Origin of the sequence: Enterococcus sp. MSG3299 (assembly GCF_050555765.1) — a bacterium.
Lineage (GTDB): Bacteria > Bacillota > Bacilli > Lactobacillales > Enterococcaceae > Enterococcus > Enterococcus faecalis.
Window position 1 is genome coordinate 35,568 of the sequence record NZ_CP187869.1, and the last position, 20,829, is coordinate 56,396.

The window sequence follows — 20,829 nt, forward strand, 5'->3', positions numbered from 1 at the left end:
GCCATCGCGTGATTTTTTATTTGTCTTCTTTTTTACGGTTTCGTCTAGCAGGAATCAAGGTTACGTAGGCAACGAAACCACCAGTACATAGAACGAATAACACGATGCCAGGAATCAATCCTTCTGGTAAATAAGAGAACTGAATAGTATGGGTTCCAGCGCTGACAGGAACGCTTAGAAAGGCATCTTTAAAGGCTTTTGGGGTAACTTTTTTGCCATCAATTTTGACACGCCAACCTTTGTCATAAGGAATTGTAGTGACGAGTACTTGATCTTTGTCGGCGGTAAAGGTACCTGAAGCAGAGCGTTTGCCAGTTGTTAAATCAACGCCTTTTTCTTGCACGGCGGAAATGGCTTTTTCAAATGCATTGGTATTTAAGCCAACCACTTGCGGCTGAACAAAACTTACTGCTTTGGTTCCATAAAAACTTACTTTGAAGTTAACGGTTGTATCTTTGGGATAGTAACCTAAGTTATAATATTGGCCAGTAATGCCAATTTGTGATTGCTGACTTGAGCCGTTCACGGTGACCGTCGCAGTGGAACTTTCCAATTGAGCAAAATCCGTTGGGAATAAACTCAAATAAGCTTGCGTATTGGCGGGCACATTGACTGTATAAGAAATCTCTTTGGCTACGTTATGTTGTTTCTCCGTAAAAGTTACGCCAGCTGTATTTTGCGTAATTGTCACGTTATTTTGAAGCGTCATCGTTGGTTGATAAAAGGTAAAATACCGTTCATTGGTATTGGCTAAAGCATTTAGTAAATTTGTTTGACTACCTAAATTATCATTGAGAGGTTGCCGAACATTGTAAATCTCTTTGTCTGCTAAAAATCCTAACGGCAAAGCATTTTCGTTACGATAAAGCTGATATTTACCAGCAGCTGCTTGTCGTTCAAAGCCGAATTTCATTGGATTATTTTCAGCAATATTGTATTTAATGCCCATCAAAGCATCCATTAACAAGGTATTATTTTGGTAACGAATATTTAAATTCGTGCCTCGTGAGCGGAAACCTAAGGCGTTTAGGTATGTTGAAGAATGTCGGTTCCGTACGGAAGAAAACATGCTAATGCCACTGTAGCCATAGTTAATGCCGTCATTGGCCGAAACACCATTTAAATTTTCCAAGCGGTAAAAGGTATCATTTTCTTTTTTTGTTTGATCGACTAGATTTTTTAAGTCAGGATAAGGCTCAGAATACAAGCTGCGTGATGCGTAGTTCCAATCATCTAAAATACCAGTGACCATCGCCCGTGTATTAATGATTGCTTCACCAGAAACGAGCAGCAATAGTAAAATCACTAAGTATTGCATAGGCGCTTTTTTCAATTGATAAAAAGCAATTCCGAAAAAGTATAATAGTAAAAAAGTTGCCGTTAATACGAAAGAGGTTAAAGTCACATACGTATAACTAGTAGCACCTTTTGTACCCATTGCAAGAGCAAAAATTGCTAAAAGAATCAAAATCAAGCCGCTTAAGACACCGAGATCATCCTTTTCAAATTTTTCCCAACCATAACCAGCAAGCAAAATAACTAGGAATGAAAAGAGGAAACTATAGCGGAAAAGAAACATGTTCGGCGCATGCATACCATGCCAGAATAAATTTAAGGGCGTGATGTAAAAGCTAGCAATCAATAGGACAAACAAACTGCCAAAAAGTAGTTTGTTTTTCAATGGAATTTCTTTCGTAACGAAATAGAAGAGACAAAAAATCAAAGGCAACAACCCAATGTAAATAAAAGGAATGGACCCATATTTGGTTGTATCGTAAACGCCAATCATATTTTTCATAATAATATCTAAAAAGGCAGTCGCTTCTGTTTTAAAGGTTGTAATTTCAGAAAGAGTTTCACCATTGGTTCGTAAATCTAAGACAGCAGGTAAGACCATAATCATGGATGCTCCACCAGCTAAAAGAGAAGTAGTAAAATACGCAACGATTCGAGATTTATATCGTTGCCAGTCTGTAAACGTTCGTGCAAAATAGTACAGGAAGGAAAACAACCCAATCATAAAGCCAAAATAATAATTTGTAATGAAAAGCAAGAAATAACTGACAAACAATAATGTCGGTTTTCGTTGGTCCATTAAACGATGAATTCCTAAAATTACGAGTGGCAGATAAATAAAGGCATCCAGCCACATAATTAATTCTGAATGGGCCACAATAAAGGACATTAGCGCATAAGACACACTTAAAGTCACATGGGACCATTTAGGAATCTTAAAGGTTTGTTTTGCCAAGAACCAAAAACTCAAGCCAGCACTCCCAATTTTCAACAACGTTAGGAAATAGAGCGCATCAGGCATGTTTTGATTGTTAAAGAAAAAGACAAGCGGCGTAAATAAGCCACCAAGATAATAGGAAATTAAGGACAAGTAGTTTAGTCCCAAAGAAGCATTCCACGTATAGAAAAGACTTTGTTTTCCATGAAGAACATTGTTAAAGCTTGCGTGAAAATTTGAAAATTGAGAAAAGGCATCGCTGGCTAAAACACTGCGACTACTTCCTGGATAAATCCCAATACTCAAATAGATAATTGCCATAATTAAAAATGGAATGAAGAAACTGGCTAACATATAAGGCCAGTTGTTTTTTAAAAACTGCCTACTTTTATTTTTCATAAATAACCTCACCTGATTTTTCGAAAGTACCTATAGTTTATCATACTCTTTATTTGATGTACCAATAGAAGAAAAACTTTAAAATTTTATTAGGATCCTAAGGGTGGAGTGAAGAAGAATTAGGAGTAAGGGATTGACATTCCAATGCTAAATCACCAGATTAAAACAACGAATATTCTCCGAAAAATTGCTGAAAACACCCTGTGGATAACTTTGTGCATAACTCTGTTGAAAACCACAAAAAAGCTTTTTATCTCGGTTTATCCACAAGGATAAGTTTTCGAGTTGCTAAAAAAATAGACGTAAGTTCAGAAGGGCTGCTTGCTAAAAGTGAAGGAGCCCCTAAAGTTGAAAGAAGATGAAAACGTTATTAAAACAACGTTTTCATCTTCTTTTTTCTAGAATTTACAAGGATTTAATGTCGAACAAATAAGCACTGTGGAAAAGTTTTTTGGAAAAAACAAGAAATTTCATCCACAAAGTTTTCTGTGGAGAATTTAAAAATGCTTGTCAAGCTTTTTTTGAAAAAATGTGGATAACTTTTTAAAGACACGCTTTTTTCCATTTGCGAATTTGCGTTCGGAAACTAGTAAAAGGGGCAACGCTATTAATGTGAATCCATTTCCAAAGAGGCCATTGTGCTTTGGTAGTCGCCCAAGCCCGTTGTTGAGGTAAAAATAATTCGTCTTCGGAAAGCGAGTCAATCCAATGAAGTAATTTTTCTAAGGTGTCTTGCAACACAATCAGCTGACTTTCTAAACTCATTTGTCCATAGGTTTGATAAAATGATTGATAGAGAGAGCCCAGTTGATTCCATTTATAGCCTTCAGCTGGCGTTTGAACGGTCAGACCACGTTGTTCTTGTTCTTCCCAAGAAAGCAGCAAGTTGAGCCAACCTAATTGATAGGCTAAGTTCTCTGAAGGTGTTTTAGCTACTGTTTCAATTCGGTGATCTTTAAGTGTTTCAGGAATTTCTGCAAATTCAGCTAAATATTTTTGTGAAGCTATTTGAATGGCCTCAATCAAGGCTTCTTTTGATTCATAGGTTCGCATTCTTCGGCTAACTTCCTTTCTTGGTAGGATCTGCTTGTTTTTCATGAGTAATTTGAGTGACTAAACCAAAAGGATCTTTCACAATCGCATAAAACGTTGCAAATTCATTTTCAATTGGTTCTTGGATAATACAGGATTCGGGATGGCGCGTGAGTTTTTCAAAAATTGTTTTGGCAGAGTGACGGCTCTCGACGATTAAGCTGAGGGTCAATTGTTCTGTGGGCGTGGTATTCATTCCTGCAAACAAAGGATTATCAGCTAGTTGTAATTGAAAAGTGTCCATTTGTAAAATCGAGTGAGAAAGCCAGTGTTCTTCGCCAGCGGGAATGGTCAAAGAAGGATTTAAACGCTCTTTAAATTCTTGATTAGTAATTTTAAAAAGAATATCACCAGCAAAGGCTTCTTGGTAAAACGTCAAGGCTTCCGTTGCTCGTCCGTTTAAGACCATAAAAAGGGCAAATTGTGTGTTTTTCATTGTTTGAACCTCCTAAGATTGATAAGATAAGCATAACAATAAAAGGTGTCAAAAAGTGACACCGATGGAGGGAAAAATGAAAAAATCAGAACGTTTAAATCAGGAACTTTTTTTCTTGATAACCCATCCTCAGTTTAATTTAAATCAGTTAATGAAAACTTTTGGGATTTCTAAAAGCACAGCTTTGCGGGATATTGAAGCTTTGGAAAATTTAGGCGTGCCGCTATATGTGGAGAATGGTCGTTATGGTGGCTATCGAGTTTTAAACAAACCGTTGTTGCCGCCGATTTATTTTAATGAAAACGAAGTGTTAGCGATTTTTTTTTCGTTACAATTACTGAAATTAGTTGCAGAGTCACCGTTTGGTCATTCCTATCAGCAAATTAAGCAAAAATTATTGCATTCTTTAGATGAACCAACCCAATTTAAAATCAGTCAAATGAGTAAGGTCGTCTATTACGAAGGAATTGAACAAGTAGAAGCACCAGGCAATTTAGAGCAGCTGTTTCATTGTATTTTGGCGCAACAAGTAATTCAGTTTAACTATACCAGATATGAAGCAACAACGAAAAAAATCTTACCAACCCGGTTAACTATTTTAGAAGGGTATTGGTATTGTTCAGGCTATGATGTGACTAAAAAGGCTTGGCGTACTTACCGCTGTGATTTTATGGAGGCTATTCAGCAATTAAACCAAACACTGGATTTTACGACTGAAGAACTGAAAGAATCGTATCGCCATCAACAAACGACGGCACGTACGATTCCATTTAAAGCAATCATTACAGAAAAAGGCAAAGAATTTTTTTATAAACATCGCTTTGACAATATTCAGTTGGAAGAAACGCCCACGCAGTGTTTTTTAGTTGGACAGATTCATCCAACAGAAACACAATTTTTAGCCAACTATTTTATGGGCTTTGGTGAAGAAGTGACAATTTTAGAGCCAGTCCAAGTGAAACAAGCATATGTAGAAAGTATAATGAGGATTCAAAAAAAATATCAAGAATAGATTGTGGGACTGTGAACAATTCCATGTGTAAAGATGCACATTGGAGAGGAGAAAGAAAAACCCTTGATTTTTAAATCAAGGGTTTTTCTTTCTAAGAACGTGCTTGCCCATTTCCATAAATAACATATTTTGTCGAAGTAAGCTCTGCTAAGCCCATAGGTCCACGGGCATGTAATTTTTGCGTACTAATGCCGATTTCGGCGCCAAATCCAAATTCAAAACCGTCCGTGAAACGAGTTGAAGCATTCGCATAAACAGCGGCTGCATCCACTTGTTGTAAAAATTGTTGTGTGGCAAAGTAATTATCACTAATAATACTTTCAGAATGTTTTGTATTGTAGCGATTAATATGCTGGATGGCTTCGTCCAAAGAATCAACGACTTTCACTGCTAAGATAAAGTCGAGAAATTCCGTTTCCCAATCTTGTTCAGTCGCTGGAATGGCTTCTTCAAAAATTGCTAACGCACGTTCATCTGCCCGAAGTTCCACGTGAAACTCCTTCAAGGCTTTTTCAATTGTTGGTAAAAAGGCTTCAGCCACCTCTTGATGAATTAATAACGTTTCGGCGGCGTTACAGACAGAAGGACGTTGACATTTAGCATTGACAATAATTTCAGTTGCCATTGTTAACTGGGCGTCTTTGTCCACGTAAATATGACAATTGCCTGTGCCTGTTTCAATAACAGGAACAGTGGCTGTTGTCAAAACAGTTTTGATTAAGTTGGCGCCGCCACGTGGAATGAGGACATCCAAGTAGTCATTTAAGCGCATAAGTTGTTGGGCTGTTTCTCTAGAAGTATCATCAACAAATTGAATGAGATGGGGAGAAACGGCTTCTTGGATTAGCGCTTCTTGTAAAATTGTCACCAATATCTGATTGGAGTGAAACGCTTCTTTTCCGCCTCGAAGAATAACAGCATTTCCTGATTTGAAACAAAGGCTAGCGGCATCTGTTGTCACGTTTGGCCGCGATTCATAAATGATTCCAATAACACCTAAAGGCACGCGTTGTTGCCCAATTAACAGCCCCGCTTCATTGCGCCACATTTTATCTACTTCCCCAATTGGATCGGGTAAAGTAGCGACTTGGCGTATGCCCTCGGCCATCGCTGTGATCCGTTCTTCTGTTAAACGTAAGCGGTCTTGCATTGTTTCAGAAATTCCGTGGGTAGCGGCTTGCTCTAAATCTAATGCGTTTGCTTGTAAAATGCGGGGTGCATTGGCTTCAATGGCTGCGGCCATTTTGTTTAACAAAGTATTTTTTTGACGAGTATCCATCAAGCCTAGCGTATAAGAGGCTTCTTTAGCTTGTTGCCCTAGTTGCTTTAAATCAGTCACTTTCATGCCCTCCTTTAATAAATAACGTACCGATATCTTTTCCTTCTAAAATTTCAAAGATGATTTTTGGCTGCTTTCCGTTTGCTAAAATCATCGCCTGTTGATTAGCTAACACACGTTCAGCAGCTTTTAATTTACTAGACATCCCACCAGTGCCAAAGCGGCTCCCCTTACCACCGGCTAATTGGAACAAGTCTTCATTAATTTCATTGATTTCAGAAAATAACGTGGCTTCTTTGTTGACAGTAGGGTTGTCTGAAAAGAAACCATCAATATCTGATAACATAACTAACAAGTCAGCTTGAACAATTTGGCAGACAATGGCAGACAATTGATCGTTATCCCCGAACTTGGTTAAGTGATCCAATTCTTCAATTGCGACAGTATCATTTTCATTGACGATAGGAATAATATTCATTTTTAACAGTTGTTCAAAAGTATTGGTAACATTATTGCGACTTTCAGGATATTCAATAACATCACGAGTTAATAAAACTTGTGCCATTTGTTGGCTATAGGTTGAAAACCGCTGATTATAAATGTTCATTAATTCTGCTTGGCCGACTGCAGCGACTGCCTGTTGTTCGGGAATTGTCGTTGGGCGTACAGATAGATTTAATTTATTCAGTCCGACACCAATTGCGCCAGAAGAAACTAAAATAATTTCTTTGCCTTGGTTGCTTAAATCACTCAAAGTAAAGGCTAATTGATCAATTGCTTTTAAGTTAATATTGCCATTGGGATAAATCAGAGAACTGGTTCCGACTTTGATCACAATTCGTTTGGCCTGTTGGAGTTTGTTTCTCATAAGTGCCTCGTTTCTTTTTACAGTAAAATTTGACATTCATTATAACAAAATCAGCGGCTACTAGAAAGTGCTAAATAATGAATAGTAAAGAAAGTTTAATGAAAGTGTGAACTTTTTGAGGGAATCTTGGGACTTTTTGGGATTTGGTCTGTTTATTTTAAGAGAAGATGATAGACTAAAAGAAGGAAAATAAACAAAAATTCTCCTCTTTTTTGCGTAGTCTAGATTAACTGGGCTTTTAGAAATGAGAAACTTACTAAAAACAACCAGAGTATCAGAGATTATGGTAAAATAGGAGTAGTTTAGACAGTAGGGGAGAATGAATATGAAACAACGTGGTTTTGAGATTATTTCTAAGTATCAAGAAGAGGGCTTGAGTGTCCCACAACGAGCAACAAAAGGTGCCGCGGGGTATGATTTTCAAGCAGCCGAAACGGTCGTTGTACCAAGTCTTTGGAAGTTACAACAAGCTGGAGAAAATCCCAAACCAATTTTAGTTAAAACAGGAATTAAGGCGTATATGCCTGATTCTGAATATTTAGAATTGGTGAGTCGTTCTTCGAACCCGCTAAAACGGTTCCTACTTTTAGCGAATGGTGTCGGAGTCATTGACAGTGATTATTATAATAACGAGAATAACGAAGGACATATCATGTTCCAATTTTTAAACTTTGGATATGAAGATGTTGTCATTGAAAAAGGTGAACGAATTGGCCAAGGGATTTTTAAGCCGTTTTTATTAGCGGATGATGACCAAGTCGATGCAGAAAGAACGGGCGGTTTTGGTTCGTCTGGACAAAAATAAAGCCCATTTTTTCAGTAGGCAACGTTATTCAAACCATTTAATAAATGTTAAAATAAACAACAGATAAGGAGATTCTACATGGCAAAAAAAGCAAAAGTTCAATTTGAATGTCAAAGCTGTGGGTATGTGTCTCCAAAATATCTCGGCCGCTGTCCTAATTGCGGACAATGGAATTCGATGGTGGAAGAGGTTATTCAAGATACTTCTGATCGTCGTGCTAGAGTAAGTTTGACTGGTAAAAAGACACAACCACAACGGCTATCTGAAGTCGTACCTAAAAAAGAGCCTCGTGTAAAAACTGAATTAGTGGAGCTGAATCGGGTTTTAGGTGGTGGCGTTGTTCCAGGTTCGTTAGTTTTAATCGGTGGCGATCCCGGAATAGGTAAGTCAACATTGCTCTTACAAGTATCGCAACAATTAGCAGCCACAGGTGGCACGGTTTTATATGTTTCTGGTGAAGAAAGTGCTGAGCAAATTAAATTGCGAGCGGAGCGTTTAGGCACGGTCAACGAGACATTTTACTTATACGCAGAAACAGATATGCACGAAATTTCACGAGCCATTGAAAAATTAGAACCAGACTATGTCATTATTGACTCGATTCAAACAATGACGCAGCCAGATGTTACCAGCGTTGCTGGTAGTGTCAGTCAAGTCCGAGAAACAACTGCCGAATTATTGAAACTGGCAAAAACGAATGGGATTGCCATTTTTATTGTCGGACACGTAACGAAGGAAGGGTCTATCGCAGGGCCACGGATGTTGGAACATATGGTAGACACGGTTCTTTATTTTGAAGGAGATAAGCATCACACCTTTAGAATCTTACGGGCTGTCAAAAATCGGTTTGGCTCAACGAATGAGATTGGTATTTTTGAAATGCAGACACATGGATTGGTTGAAGTTATGAATCCTTCTCAGGTCTTTTTAGAAGAACGTTTAGAAGGAGCCACCGGATCTTCAATTGTGGTAGCAATGGAAGGTTCACGCCCCATTTTGGTGGAAATCCAAGCGTTAGTTACCCCAACGATGTTTGGCAATGCCAAGCGAACGACCACCGGGTTGGACTTTAATCGCGTTTCTTTAATCATGGCGGTTTTAGAAAAACGGGCAGGCCTTTTATTACAAAACCAGGATGCGTATCTAAAAGCGGCTGGTGGAGTCAAAATTAATGAACCAGCTATTGATTTAGCGTTAGCAATCAGTATTGCTTCTAGCTATAAAGAAAAAGGAACCTCATCTTCAGAATGTTTCATTGGTGAGATTGGTTTAACTGGTGAAATCCGCCGCGTGAATAGTATTGAACAACGAGTGCGTGAAGCGCAAAAACTAGGCTTTACAAAAGTCTATGTCCCTAAAAATAACCTTGGTGGCTGGGAAGCGCCTGAAGGGATTGAAATTATTGGCGTTTCAACAATTGGTGAAACGTTAAGAAAAGTTTTTAAATAATGAAAAAAGTAGAAATAATCCGTTTAGGTTTTTGGTGGCGTATGATTTTTGTACGCCCCACAACACTAGACGTCTTTATTAAATAAACGAGGAGGATGGCTATATGCAAAAACGAATCATCACGTTGCTGATGATCATTGCTGGTGCAAGTTTAGGAATTTCTCTTTTCCCAATGGCTTGGGAAATGGCTAAGCAAGGCAATAACAGTTGGTTAAACAATAACTTTACGAACGGATTAATCGGTGCAATTATTTTCTTTATTTTATCTTTAGGGTTAGCAAAGTATATTGTTTCCGCTGTTAAAAAAATCGAAGCAGCTTTAAATGAAATGAGTTTAACCTATTTATTATTTGGAAGTATTGGTGCCATCATTGGTTTAACAATTGGCGTCATTATCTCCATTCCAATGTACAACTTACAAATTCCTGTCGTGAATAGTTTACTACCAATTCTAGTTATGATTATTCTGGGTTACTTAGGTTTCCGAATGGGAACAACACGGATTGAGGAGTGGAAAAAAGTTTTCACACCTCGCCAAAAGAAAGCAAATACGGAAGACACCGAAGGACAAATGTTGGAACGTAAAGTGGAAGACAACTTCCATAAATACAAAATTTTAGACACCAGTGTCATCATTGATGGCAGAATCTACGATATCGCTAAAACAGGCTTTTTAGAAGGTGTTTTGCTCATCCCTAACTTTGTTTTATATGAATTACAATACATTGCTGATTCTGGAGACAGTTTAAAACGGGTGAGAGGTCGTCGTGGCTTAGATATTTTAAATGCTTTACAAAAAGAAGAAGGTATCTCCGTTGAGATGTATGACGGAGATTTCGAGGATATCTCTGAAGTAGACAGTAAATTAATCAAATTAGCAAAATTATTAGATGGCGTGGTTGTGACCAATGACTACAACTTAAATAAAGTCTCTGAATTTCAAAATGTGCCTGTTTTAAACATTAATGCTTTAGCTAATGCTGTGAAACCAGTGGTGATTCCAGGTGAAACGATGAATGTGATGGTTGTAAAAGCCGGAACAGAGCGTCAACAAGGGGTCGCTTACTTAGATGATGGCACAATGGTTGTGGTAGAAGATGGCCAGCATTACATGAATGAGCAAATCGAAGTGGTCGTTACAAGTGCTTTACAAACCGCAGCTGGGCGTATGATTTTTGCCAAACCGGCGCACGCGGGTCGCGGGATTAATGATCGCAAGGATAACCATCCTAAAAACGATAAAAATTAAGCAAAGTGAGGACTTAGTATGATTCGAATCGGTCAAGGTTTTGATGTTCATCAATTAGTTCCGCAACGACCTTTAATTATTGGTGGGGTTACTCTTCCTTATGAAAAAGGTCTGTTAGGTCACTCAGATGCCGATGTTTTAACACATGCAATTATTGATGCAATCCTTGGTGCCGCTGGTCTGGGTGATATTGGGCAACTGTTTCCCGAAACCGATCCGCAGTTCAAAAATGCGAATTCTGTAAACTTATTAAAAAAAGTAAATGAAAAAGTTGGGCGGTCGGGCTTTACTATTGGCAATATTGATTGTACAATTTTAGCGGAAGAGCCAAAGATGAGCCCATACTTGGCAGAGATGGAAAAGAATCTAGCCGCGAGTTGCCACTTAGCGGTCACACAAGTGAACATTAAGGCAACGACCATGGAAGCGATGGGCTTTGTTGGTAAAAAAGAAGGAATCGGCGCAATTGCCGTTGCTTTATTGGAAAAATAACTGAAAACGACGTTAAACCGTCTGTTTTTAAAAAATGGAAAGAGGAATGAACATGACGAAAGTTCGTGTGCGTTACGCACCAAGTCCAACTGGACACTTGCACATTGGGAATGCAAGAACAGCATTATTTAACTACTTATTTGCCCGCCACAATGACGGAGAATTTATCATTCGTATCGAGGATACCGACCAAAAACGGAACATCGAAGACGGCGAGAAAAGTCAGTTGGAAAACTTAGCATGGTTAGGGATGGAATGGGATGAATCACCTGCTCATCCGGGAGAATATGGTCCATATCGTCAATCAGAACGTAAAGAAATTTACCAACCATTGATCGATCAATTATTAAGTAGCAATCGTGCGTATAAGTGTTATTGTACGCCAGAAGAATTAGAAGCAGAACGTGAAGCACAACAAGCTCGTGGGGAAATGCCTCACTACGCAGGCACTTGTGCGAATTTAACACCTTCTGAACAAGCAGCCAAAGAAGCGGCTGGTCTAGAACCAGTGATTCGTTTCCGTGTGCCACGTAATACAGAATACAAATTTGATGACATCGTGAAAGGTGAAATTACTTTTGAGTCAGATAACATTGGTGGCGATTTTGTCATCCAAAAACGCGATGGGATGCCAACGTATAACTTTGCCGTTGCAGTAGATGATCACTTAATGAAAATTTCTCATGTTTTACGTGGCGATGATCACATTGCGAACACACCAAAACAATTAATGATTTACGAAGCGTTTGAATGGACACCACCTGTCTTTGGCCATATGACCTTAATCATTAATTCAGAAACTGGCAAAAAATTGAGCAAACGTGATGAAACAATTTTACAATTTATTGAACAATACCGTGAATTAGGTTACTTACCAGAAGCCATGTTCAACTTTATTGCTTTACTAGGATGGTCTCCTGTTGGCGAAGAAGAAATCTTCTCACAAGAAGACTTGATTAAATTGTTTGATGAACAACGCTTAAGCAAGTCACCAGCGGCCTTTGATGCGAAAAAATTAGAATGGATTAACAATCAATACATGAAACAAATGGACTTAGGTGAACTAACAGATATGTGTATTCCTTATTTAGTCGCTGACGGTCGTGTTGAAGAAAATCCATCTCCTGAAAAAATCGAATGGTTAAAACAATTAGTTAGCTTGTATCAACCACAAATGAGTTATGCAGCTGAAATTGTGGAACTATCAAACTTGTTCTTTAATGAACATCCAGTTTTAGATGATGCTGCGAAAGAATTCTTGCAAGGAGAAACAGTGCCAACTGTGTTACATGCGTTTAAAGAACAATTAGAAGCCTTGGACGTTTTCGATGTCCCAAGTATTAAAGCAGCGATTAAAGCCGTCCAAAAAGAAACCGGCGTTAAAGGCAAAAACTTGTTTATGCCAATTCGAATTGCTGTTTCTGGACAAATGCATGGTCCTGAATTAGGCGAAACCATCGAGTTATTAGGCAAAGAAAAAGCTTTAGATCATTTAAATAAAGTGTTATAAAAACACAAAGAATAGAAGAAGTAGACAATCAGATGGATTTCAGAGACGCTGTGGGTGGTGAGAACAGCGAGCATCTTTTGTCGAAATGCATCTATGAGTGGCTTTGGTGAAAAAAGTAACCGAAGACGTCGGCAGGCGTTAACTGTATCGAGGCAAGAGCTAGTTCTTGTGAAGAAAAGTGGAACCACGCATGGGCGTCTTTTAAGCAACGTTTTTTTGTTGCTTAAAAGACGTTTTTTATTTTTGTATAATAGAAAGGAGTTCACCATATGAGTTGGTTGAAACGTAGCGTCGCAGCTGTTAAAAGAAACGATCCTGCAGCGCGGACCACACTAGAAGTTCTTTTAACGTATCCTGGCTTGCACGCCCTGTTTTGGCATCGCTTGTCTCATTTCTTATATAGGCATCAGTTGTTTTTGTTGGCGAAGATTCATGCACAATTTTGGCGTTTCATAACGGGCGTAGAAATTCATCCCGGAGCCACAATTGGTGCGGGGGTTTTTATCGATCACGGCATGGGCATTGTGATTGGGGAAACCGCGGAAATAGAAGAAGATGTTGTTTTGTTTCACGGAGTGACGTTAGGTGGGACCGGTCGTGATACGGGTAAACGCCATCCAACAGTGAAAAAAGGAGCGATGATTTCGGCACGAGCTCAAATTTTAGGGCCAGTTGTGATTGGTGAACGTTCAAAAATTGGGGCGGGTGCTGTTGTTATTTCAGACATCCCAGCAGATGCCACAGCTGTGGGTGTTCCTGCGAAAGTCGTTCGTCTAAATGGAAGAAAGGTGGAAAAAGGGCATGATTAAAATTTATAATACATTGACCAGAGAAAAAGAAGTATTTACGCCAATTGAGGCGCATAAAGTTCGGATGTATGTCTGCGGACCAACCGTGTATAACTATATCCATATCGGTAATGCGCGCAGTGCGATCGCCTTTGATACAATTCGTCGTTATTTTGAATATCGTGGGTATGAAGTGAATTATGTCTCGAACTTTACAGATGTCGATGATAAAATTATCAAGGCAGCTAAAGAATTGAAAATTACTGCGCCGGAAGTGGCAGAGCGTTTTATCAAAGCCTTTGAAGAAGACACGCAAGCATTGAATGTCCAACCAGCAACGCTGCATCCCCGGGTGATGGACCATATGCCTGATATCTTAGCTTTTATCGACGTTTTAATTGAAAAAGGTTTTGCTTATGAGGTCGCAGGTGATGTGTATTATCGCACCCGTAAATTCCCTAATTATGGTAAATTAAGCCATCAATCGATTGATGAATTAGAAGTGGGGGCAAGTCAACGAACTGGCGTTGAACAACAATTAAAAGAAGACCCATTGGATTTTGCTCTTTGGAAAAGTGCCAAAGAAGATGAAATTTCTTGGGATTCTCCTTGGGGGAAAGGACGTCCCGGCTGGCATATTGAATGCTCTGTCATGGCGACAAAACACTTGGGAGAGACGATTGATATTCATGGCGGTGGACAAGATTTAGAATTTCCACATCATGAGAATGAAATTGCACAGAGCGAAGCCAAAACAGGCCATACCTTTGCCAATTACTGGATGCATAACGGCTATGTCACAATTGGTGAAGACGATGAAAAAATGAGCAAATCCCTAGGTAACTTCATTACTGTTCATGAAATGATTCAAAAAGTGGATCCGCAAATTTTACGTTTCTTTATGTCAACCACCCAGTACCGTCGCCCGATTCGTTATAGCGAAAGCACTCTAAAAGAGGCAATAGCCAATTATCAAAAATTGAAAAATGCGTTTGAAAATTTACGTTTTAGACAAGCAGATGCGGTCGCAAGTTTGCCAGAGGATGAACACTATTTGGCTCAATTAAACGAATTAGAACAACGTTTTATTACGGAAATGGACGATGATTTCAATGCAGCTAACGGGATTACGGTCGTTTATGAATTAGCGAAGATGATGAATCAGTACAGTGAACAAGCGACAGTTTCGGAACCAGTTCTATTGGCGATGGATAAGCTTTTCAGTGGCTGGTTAGCTATTTTTGGTTTATTCTTTAAAAACGAAGAATTAGTGGATGCACAAGTCGATGCGTTAATTGAAGAACGGAACCAAGCACGGAAAGACCGTGATTTTTCCCGAAGTGATGAAATCCGCGATTTATTAAAAGAACAAGGCATTGTTTTAGAAGATACTCCGCAAGGAACGAGATGGAGAAGAAGTGAATGAGAGATTACAAACAATTAAACGGTTTAGCTTTGGCCTATGTTGGCGATGCGATTTATGAAATTTACATTCGTGATTATTTAGTTTCCTTAGGACAAACGAAACCGAATGTTTTGCATCGCATGGCGACACATTACGTGTCAGCAAAAGCCCAAGCAAGCTTAATGCAAGCGATGTTAGCGGGAGAAATGCTAACGGAGGAAGAAGAAGTGATGTACAAACGCGGTCGGAATGCTAAAAGTCACACCTTTGCCAAAAATGCTGATGTGACGACCTATCGGGTAGCGACCGGTTTCGAATCCTTGATGGGTTATTTACATTTAACACAACAAAAAGAACGTTTAGAAGAATTAATTAACTGGTGTATCAAGAAAGTAGGTGAAACCAATGAAAAATGAAAAATCTCGTCCTTTTAAAAAAGGTAAGAAACGTCCAGAACGTTCAGATAAGCGTTCAAAAGAACGGAACCCACGACCAGCGACAGCAGGTGCTGATGGAACCTCAGAAGAGCTAGCAGATAACTTTGTCTTTGGTTTCCATGCCACTGTTGAGGCGTTGCAGCAAGGACGCGGGAATAAATTGTTTTTACAAGAAGATGCTCGTGGCGAGAAAATTGAGCAATTAAAACAAGCAGCGAAAGAACAGGCTGTTCCAGTCAAATGGGTGCCTAAAGCAAAATTAGATACGATGAGTGATCACGGCGTGCATCAAGGCATGGTTTTAGCAATCACGGCGTATCAATATTTAACTTTAGAAGAATTATTGGAACAAACAAAAGAAAAGACAGAAACACCATTTTTCCTAATTTTAGACAGTCTAGAGGACCCGCATAACTTTGGCTCAATTTTGCGAACTGCTGATGCGACAGGCGTGGACGGTATTATCATTCCAAAACATCGTGCAGTGGGAATTACACCAACCGTAACCAAAGCATCAACAGGGGCCGTGGAACATGTTCCAGTGGCTCGTGTAACGAATCTAGCGCAAAGTATTGCAACGCTAAAAGAGAATCAATTTTGGATTTTTGGTACAGATATGTCTGGGACGGATTACCGTCGCTGGAATACACAAGGCGCAATTGCCTTAATCATCGGAAATGAAGGTCGTGGCATGAGTCAAGGTCTTCATAAAGAAGTGGATGAATTATTAACGATTCCAATGACTGGACACGTTCAAAGCTTAAACGCTGGTGTGGCTGCAGGCTTGCTAATGTATGAAGTCTATCGTGGCCGCAACCCATTATAGAAGAAGGCGATTGTATGAAAAAACAATTGTTAATCGTTGATGGCTATAATATGATTGGTGCTTGGCCAGAATTGGTCCAGTTGAAAAAGCAAGAGCGTTTAGAGGATGCGCGTGAACTGCTTCTTAGTCGTCTGTCCAATTATGCCAAATATGAAGGGTTGGAAATCATTGTGGTCTTTGATGCCCAATTAGTCCCAGGTATTCAGCAAACGTACAAAAAGTACCTTTTGACCGTGGTTTTCACCAAAGAAGATGAAACAGCAGATAGTTATATTGAACGTCTAGCTGGTGAAAAAAATGATCGTTTAACGCAAGTAACAGTCGCAACGAGTGATTTGGCTGAACAATGGGTGGTCTTTTCACAAGGTGCATTGCGGACTTCGGCCAATGAACTTTACAAAGCTGTCCAGAAAACAGAAAAGACGATTGCCATTCATGCAACGGATATCCATTTCCAGCAATTTCGTCGAAATTCTCCATGGAACGTGGAGCAGTTATCAAAACTTTCTGAGAAGCTAGAAGAATTGTCTCAAAAAAAAGATTAAACAAATGTTCGCTTAAGTCATAAATTTCTAACATGCTATGCTCTCCTAAATCATTCGATACGTTTATCGAAAAGGAGGGCTTTTTATGTTAGAACAGATTCAACAAGCATTAGCAGGAGACCAAGAACAATTTCAAGCCTTATATGGGCAATATCAGCCAGTGATTTATAAGTGCATGAAAAAATACTATTTAAAAGATTATGATACTGAAGACTGGCTTCAAGAAGGACGAATTGTCTTCTTTCGGACGTTAGAACGATTTGATTCAGAAAAACAAGCATCATTAGGAAAGTTTTTTAAACGAAATTTTGAAAATCACGTACATAGCTTAATTCGCCATCAATGCGCCTATAAGCGGCGAACAGATACCTTGTCTATTTCTCTGGAACAACGATTAGAAAGCGCTGGTGAAGAGTTAGTGGACTATTTGGGGACAGCGGCTACCGACCCATTAGGTCAATTAATGATTCAAGAAAAATTGGCAGCTTTTCCGACACGTCTTTCCTCGTTGGAACAACAAATTTTAAACGCATACTTAAAAGGCTACACGTTAGAAGAAATCGCTAAAGTACGTGGGGGAACTTTTTCAGCTGTCCGAAGTGCCTATGATCGTGCCAAAGCAAAAATGAAATATACATTAGAAAATGAATAAAAATTCGACAAAACAGCCGGTTTGTCGAGCAAAAGTAGTTGCAAACAGACTTCTAGTGTGATAAACTTGAAATTTTTTAAAAAAAGTGATATAATGTTTCTCGAGGTGAATGCAATGCCAACAACGTTATCGTCAATTAAGAAAGATTTGGAAGGCCGTATCGGCAGTGAAATTATGTTAGTTGCTCAGACTGGAAGAAAGCGCCAAACAGAACGTAAAGGAATCTTAACGGAGACTTATCCATCTGTTTTTGTTGTTGACTTGGATCCAGACGAGAACTCATTTGAACGTGTATCTTATAGCTATTCAGATGTTTTAACACGCACCGTTGAAATCGAATTCATCGGTCAAGCCGTATAATTTAGAAAGTCCGCTTAGGAGTGAAGGAAGAGCCCTTCGTTCCTAAGCTCTTTTTAATTTCACCCATCTGTTGTCAGAGAAAGAGCAATCTTCGGTGTACTTCTTCATGGACATATGATAGAATCTAAAAGATTAAAATGTTGGTAGACAAAAGATTAAGGAAGGTGAATCAGGGAACCGATGGAAATAATCGAACGAGCTCCTGCGAAAATTAATCTTGGGTTAGATGTTCTGCATAAACGTGTGGATGGCTATCATGAAGTTGAATCTATTTTTGCAAGTGTAGATTTAGCCGATCATTTAACTTTTGAAAATCTAGAAGAAGACATCATTCGTATTGAAACGGACAGCTCTTTTTTACCCGTGGATCGACGGAATCATGTCTATCAAGCAGTTGACTTATTAAAGCGTACCTATAATATTCATAAAGGAATTAAAATATATATTGAAAAACGTATCCCCGTGGCAGCTGGTTTAGCAGGGGGGAGCAGTGACTGTGCCGCAGCATTACGAGGCTTGAACAAACTGTGGAATCTGGGGTTGACGATGGACGAACTCTGTGAAATTGGCAGCCAAATTGGTATGGATGTTCCTTATTGTTTAAGGGGCGGAACAGCCTTTGCAAACGGACGTGGGGAGAAAATTGAAGCATTACCGACCATGCCTCAATGTTGGATTGTGTTAGTTAAACCAAGAATTAGTGTATCCACTAGTACCGTTTTTAATGATTTAGCGGTAGATGAATTGCACCATCCAGATATTGCTGGACTAAGAATAGCTATTGAGAATGGTGATTATACTGGGATGACCCAAACGGTTGGCAATGCGTTGGAAAGTGTCACGATTGCCAGACATCCGATCGTGCAACAAATCAAGGATCGCATGCTGAAGTACGGCGCTGATGCAGCGTTGATGAGCGGCAGTGGACCGACAGTCTTTGCTTTATGTGAAAAGAAAACACGAGCACAACGGATTTATAATGGACTTAAAGGCTTTTGTGAAGAAGTTTATTTGGTTCGGACATTGAAATAAATAAAAACAACAGAGCGTGGAGCAAAAACCCAAAGTGATTTTTGTCCCACGCTCTGTTGTTTTTTTAAATTTATTCCTTGACGTCCCGTGATCCATTTGGTACATTATTCCTGGCAAATCGTAAATATTACGGTTTATGATAGGTAAATCGAAAAGAGGACAGAACATGACGAAAATCTACCGCCGTTTGATAATCGGCGTTACTTTAGCAATCAGTGCTTTTCTTTTAGCTAGCTGTGGGCAAACCACACAATCGCCAAAAGAGAAGAAAGAGCTCACGGTAATGACTACTTTTTATCCGATGTACGACTTCGCAAAACAAGTCGTTGGTGATGAGGGAGAGGTTGAGCTGTTGATTCCAGCTGGAACGGAACCACACGATTATGAACCAAGCGCAAAAGACTTAGCGAAAATTACTGATGCGGATGTCTTTGTTTATAATAGTAAAGAGCTAGAAACTTGGGTTCCGAATGTTATTGAAAACTTGGACACGAAAAAAGTTTCAATCGTGGAAGCCAGTCAATCCATTCAATTGATGCAAGGAACAGAAGAGGAAGAATCTGGCGAAGAAGGTCATGAAGGCCATAACCATTCCCACGAACTGGATCCGCATGTCTGGTTAGATCCCGTGTTAGCGCAAAAAGAAGTAACAGCGATTCGGGATGCGCTTATCAAAAAATATCCTGAGAAAAAAGCCGTATTTGAAAAAAATACCGCTGCTTATTTGGAAAAATTGACTGCGCTAGATAAGGAATACCAAGTTGCATTTGCAGACGCTAAAAATCGGACCTTTGTGACGCAACATGCTGCATTTGGCTATTTGGCGAAACAATATGGCTTGACCCAAGAACCGATTGCTGGGATTTCTCCAGACCAAGAACCTTCGCCAAGTCGTTTAGCCGAATTAAAAAAATATATTAAAACAAACAATGTTTCTGTGATCTATTTTGAAGCATCGGCTTCTACAAAAGTAGCCAAAACATTGGCAGACGAGACAGGCGTCGAATTAGCCGTATTGAATCCTTTAGAGAGTTTAACTCAAAAAGAACAAGAAGCAGGCGAGAACTACGTGTCTGTCATGAAAGAAAACCTCGCTGCTTTACAAAAAAGCATTCATTAATCTGGCAACAGAAAGGAGCCAACTTATGCATTATATTGAAGTCGAAAATTTAACCTTCTATTATGATGATGAACCTGTTTTAGAAGATGTTTCTTATTATGTTGATCCAGGGGAATTCGTTATTTTAACAGGAGAAAATGGCGCTGCCAAGTCAACGCTGATCAAAAGTACCTTAGGGTTATTAAAACCAACAAGTGGCAAAATTACGGTCGCTAAAAAAAATAGTGCTGGTGAAAAAATCAGCATTGGCTACATTCCACAACAAGTCGCTTCTTTCAATGCGGGCTTTCCTAGCACCGTCATTGAATTAGTACGTTCAGGTCGCTTTCCCAGAAATCGTTGGTTCAAACCGTTGACGAAAAAAGATCATCTTCATGTGGAAAAAGCTTTGAAATCAGTGGACATGTGGGAAATGCGCCACAAACGAATTGGCGAGCTTTCTGGAGGGCAAAAGCAACGAATTAGTTTAGCACGAGTGTTTGCGACCGATCCAGATTTATTTATTTTAGATGAGCCAACAACAGGTATGGATGAACAATCGCGAAACGAATTTTATCAATTGTTGCAACACAGTGCGCATGAACATGGAAAAGCTATTTTGATGATTACGCATGATCATGAAGATATCAAAACCTATGTGGATCGTCAAATTCGTCTTGTCCGCAAAGAAGATTCGAAATGGCGTTGTTTCCATATGAGTGAAGAATCGTATACGTAAATTTTCCAATAAAACGTTATCTGGCTCGATCATAACGAAAGCCAAGGAACGACTTAAAGAAATGTTGGAAAAATTTAAAAAATAAACAGGAATTAAAAAATTAATTCGCTTAAACGTCGCTA

General features: G+C 39.2%; 21 protein-coding genes and 1 other annotated feature. Of the genes, 16 read left to right on the forward strand and 5 right to left on the reverse strand.

The features are described from left to right. Positions 1 to 16: 16 nt before the first annotated feature. The 3 genes from IGL23_RS00150 to IGL23_RS00160 form a co-directional block, all read right to left on the reverse strand. On the reverse strand, positions 17 to 2,632 hold the full coding sequence (locus tag IGL23_RS00150; protein WP_002370603.1) for a YfhO family protein: 2,616 nt from the start codon (positions 2,630 to 2,632) through the stop codon (positions 17 to 19). 543 nt (positions 2,633 to 3,175) lie between these two features. Then, positions 3,176 to 3,685 (reverse strand): ClbS/DfsB family four-helix bundle protein, encoded by a 510-nt coding sequence (locus tag IGL23_RS00155; RefSeq protein ID WP_002368626.1) that lies wholly within the window; start codon positions 3,683 to 3,685, stop codon positions 3,176 to 3,178. A 7-nt stretch (positions 3,686 to 3,692) separates the two neighbouring features. After that, positions 3,693 to 4,160: a VOC family protein gene (locus tag IGL23_RS00160; RefSeq protein WP_033594377.1), complete on the reverse strand. Its 468-nt coding sequence runs from the start codon at positions 4,158 to 4,160 to the stop codon at positions 3,693 to 3,695. Between the two features lie 64 nt (positions 4,161 to 4,224). Here IGL23_RS00160 and IGL23_RS00165 point away from each other — a divergent pair, with 64 nt between their 5' ends. Beyond that, positions 4,225 to 5,172: a helix-turn-helix transcriptional regulator gene (locus IGL23_RS00165; protein ID WP_033594401.1), complete on the forward strand. Its 948-nt coding sequence runs from the start codon at positions 4,225 to 4,227 to the stop codon at positions 5,170 to 5,172. Positions 5,173 to 5,263: 91 nt separating this feature from the next. On the opposite strand, the gene IGL23_RS00170 is transcribed toward IGL23_RS00165, so the two are convergent. After that, positions 5,264 to 6,517, reverse strand: coding sequence for a glutamate-5-semialdehyde dehydrogenase (locus IGL23_RS00170; RefSeq protein ID WP_002385467.1), 1,254 nt, complete (start codon positions 6,515 to 6,517; stop codon positions 5,264 to 5,266). Then, positions 6,504 to 7,319 (reverse strand): glutamate 5-kinase, encoded by an 816-nt coding sequence (gene proB, locus IGL23_RS00175; protein ID WP_002389550.1) that lies wholly within the window; start codon positions 7,317 to 7,319, stop codon positions 6,504 to 6,506. Before proB ends, IGL23_RS00170 begins: the two co-directional genes overlap by 14 nt. A 319-nt stretch (positions 7,320 to 7,638) precedes the next feature. On the opposite strand from proB, the gene IGL23_RS00180 reads away from it, so the two are divergent. The 15 genes from IGL23_RS00180 (at position 7,639) to IGL23_RS00250 (ending at position 20,707) form a co-directional block, all read left to right on the forward strand. Next, positions 7,639 to 8,124, forward strand: coding sequence for a dUTP diphosphatase (locus IGL23_RS00180; RefSeq protein WP_002367569.1), 486 nt, complete (start codon positions 7,639 to 7,641; stop codon positions 8,122 to 8,124). A gap of 78 nt (positions 8,125 to 8,202) precedes the next feature. Beyond that, the gene (radA, locus tag IGL23_RS00185; protein WP_002356050.1) at positions 8,203 to 9,573 is read left to right on the forward strand and encodes a DNA repair protein RadA; all 1,371 of its coding nucleotides are present in this window, start codon (positions 8,203 to 8,205) and stop codon (positions 9,571 to 9,573) included. Between the two features lie 103 nt (positions 9,574 to 9,676). After that, entirely contained in the window at positions 9,677 to 10,822 is a 1,146-nt protein-coding gene (locus IGL23_RS00190) for a PIN/TRAM domain-containing protein (RefSeq protein WP_002368622.1), read from the forward strand. Between the two features lie 18 nt (positions 10,823 to 10,840). Further along, on the forward strand, positions 10,841 to 11,314 hold the full coding sequence (ispF, locus tag IGL23_RS00195; RefSeq protein ID WP_033594376.1) for a 2-C-methyl-D-erythritol 2,4-cyclodiphosphate synthase: 474 nt from the start codon (positions 10,841 to 10,843) through the stop codon (positions 11,312 to 11,314). 52 nt (positions 11,315 to 11,366) lie between these two features. Further along, positions 11,367 to 12,824 carry a glutamate--tRNA ligase gene (gene gltX / locus IGL23_RS00200; protein WP_002381335.1) on the forward strand — a complete coding sequence of 486 codons (1,458 nt, stop codon included), beginning with the start codon at positions 11,367 to 11,369 and terminating at the stop codon, positions 12,822 to 12,824. Further along, positions 12,823 to 13,029 (forward strand) — a binding site (T-box leader). (Overlaps the previous gene by 2 nt.) Positions 13,030 to 13,093: 64 nt before the next feature. Next, the gene (gene epsC / locus IGL23_RS00205; RefSeq protein ID WP_002356054.1) at positions 13,094 to 13,633 is read left to right on the forward strand and encodes a serine O-acetyltransferase EpsC; all 540 of its coding nucleotides are present in this window, start codon (positions 13,094 to 13,096) and stop codon (positions 13,631 to 13,633) included. Continuing rightward, positions 13,626 to 15,038, forward strand: a complete 1,413-nt coding sequence (cysS, locus tag IGL23_RS00210) for a cysteine--tRNA ligase (protein ID WP_033594375.1) — start codon at positions 13,626 to 13,628, stop codon at positions 15,036 to 15,038. The genes epsC and cysS overlap by 8 nt, the downstream gene beginning before the upstream one ends. After that, the gene (locus IGL23_RS00215; protein WP_002356056.1) at positions 15,035 to 15,433 is read left to right on the forward strand and encodes a Mini-ribonuclease 3; all 399 of its coding nucleotides are present in this window, start codon (positions 15,035 to 15,037) and stop codon (positions 15,431 to 15,433) included. The genes cysS and IGL23_RS00215 overlap by 4 nt, the downstream gene beginning before the upstream one ends. Further along, complete coding sequence (gene rlmB, locus IGL23_RS00220) at positions 15,423 to 16,280, forward strand: 23S rRNA (guanosine(2251)-2'-O)-methyltransferase RlmB (protein ID WP_033594374.1); 858 nt, start codon at positions 15,423 to 15,425, stop codon at positions 16,278 to 16,280. Before IGL23_RS00215 ends, rlmB begins: the two co-directional genes overlap by 11 nt. Positions 16,281 to 16,294: 14 nt before the next feature. Further along, complete coding sequence (locus IGL23_RS00225) at positions 16,295 to 16,825, forward strand: NYN domain-containing protein (protein WP_002356058.1); 531 nt, start codon at positions 16,295 to 16,297, stop codon at positions 16,823 to 16,825. Between the two features lie 85 nt (positions 16,826 to 16,910). Beyond that, a complete protein-coding gene (locus IGL23_RS00230; RefSeq protein WP_002356059.1) occupies positions 16,911 to 17,477 on the forward strand; it encodes a sigma-70 family RNA polymerase sigma factor in 567 nt (188 codons plus the stop codon). Between the two features lie 114 nt (positions 17,478 to 17,591). Then, positions 17,592 to 17,837, forward strand: a complete 246-nt coding sequence (locus IGL23_RS00235) for a Veg family protein (protein ID WP_002356060.1) — start codon at positions 17,592 to 17,594, stop codon at positions 17,835 to 17,837. 180 nt (positions 17,838 to 18,017) lie between these two features. Further along, complete coding sequence (gene ispE / locus IGL23_RS00240) at positions 18,018 to 18,869, forward strand: 4-(cytidine 5'-diphospho)-2-C-methyl-D-erythritol kinase (protein ID WP_002356061.1); 852 nt, start codon at positions 18,018 to 18,020, stop codon at positions 18,867 to 18,869. A 166-nt stretch (positions 18,870 to 19,035) separates the two neighbouring features. Further along, on the forward strand, positions 19,036 to 19,989 hold the full coding sequence (locus IGL23_RS00245) for a metal ABC transporter substrate-binding protein (RefSeq protein WP_033594373.1): 954 nt from the start codon (positions 19,036 to 19,038) through the stop codon (positions 19,987 to 19,989). A gap of 25 nt (positions 19,990 to 20,014) precedes the next feature. Then, positions 20,015 to 20,707 (forward strand): metal ABC transporter ATP-binding protein, encoded by a 693-nt coding sequence (locus tag IGL23_RS00250; protein ID WP_002356064.1) that lies wholly within the window; start codon positions 20,015 to 20,017, stop codon positions 20,705 to 20,707. Positions 20,708 to 20,829 lie beyond the last annotated feature (122 nt).